At 70.6% G+C, this 1,096-nt stretch carries 2 protein-coding genes; both read left to right on the forward strand.

Annotated features, from left to right (window positions below):
• The coding region (locus tag ACNPQM_RS44180) for an IS5 family transposase (RefSeq protein ID WP_418088419.1) at positions 1–611 on the forward strand (611 nt) is incomplete at its 5' end.
• 354 nt (positions 612–965) lie between these two features.
• Positions 966–1,096: transposase (locus ACNPQM_RS44185; protein WP_418088420.1), on the forward strand; the 131-nt coding region annotated here is incomplete at its 3' end.

Genomic DNA, 1,096 nt, shown 5'->3' on the forward strand with positions numbered 1-1,096 from the left:
ACCTGATCAGGGAACTCTACGCACGGCTGCGCACCCGCCTGCGCGAGGTGGCTGGCAAGAAGGCCGAGCCGAGTGCCGCGATCATCGACTCGCAGTCCGTGAAGGGTGACGCGACCGTCCCCGCTCGCTCACGCGGCTACGACGCCGGCAAGAAGATCAACGGACGCAAGCGGCACATCGCCACCGACACCCTCGGCTTCCTGCTGACCGTCATCGTGACGGCGGCCTCGGTCAGCGACCGCGACGCCGGACGCGACCTGCTGAAGGCCCTGCTCGAACGGCACCGCCACATCCGGCTGGTCTGGGCCGACAGCGGCTACACCGGCTGGCTCGTCTCCTTTGCCCACGCCGCACTCGCCCTCGCCCTGACCGTCGTCAAACGCTCCGACGACACCACGGGCTTCACCGTGCTCCCACGCCGCTGGTGTGTGGAACGGACCTTCGCCTGGCTGATCCGCTCCCGCCGCCTGGCCCGCGACTACGAAACCCGCACCGACAGCGCCCAGGCCCTGACCTGGTGGGCAGCGAGCATCACCGCCACCCGCCGCCTCGCCCGAGGCGGCGCCCCGACATCCTGCCGCCTCAGCCCGGCCACCCCGGCCGCGGCCTGAACAACCCCGCCCGCACCTCGGTCAGCCACCCCCGCTCCACCAGCCGCTTCGCACGCCACCGAGCCGCCTGCTCACGGGCATCACTCGTCCCCCAGCCCAGGCCCTCCCGCAGCCCACGCGCCCGCACCCCGTCACCACCCCGGCCGGCGTCCTCCTGGACCAGGGACACGATTCGGGCGTAATCCTCGGGCAGAACCTTTGCCTCCAAGCCCTCGCACCACCCCGCCACGTCCGCCTTCCCACCAGCGTTCCCGGTGGCCGGCACCACCGCCCTCCGAGGCGGCACCTCCTCAACGGTCGTCTGACCATCCCCTCGTAGCGTAGAGGCCGTTACTGCAGGGGAAGTTGGGGGTCATGACAGAGAAGCGACGGAAGTTCGACGCGGAGTTTCGTGAGGGGGCTGTGCGGATCGTCTCCGAGACCGGTCGGCCGATCGCGCAGGTCGCGAAGGACCTGGGGATCAACGAGACCACCCTGAGCACCTG

The sequence above is a fragment of the Streptomyces sp. NPDC056231 genome, assembly GCF_048270745.1.
Lineage (GTDB): Bacteria > Actinomycetota > Actinomycetes > Streptomycetales > Streptomycetaceae > Streptomyces.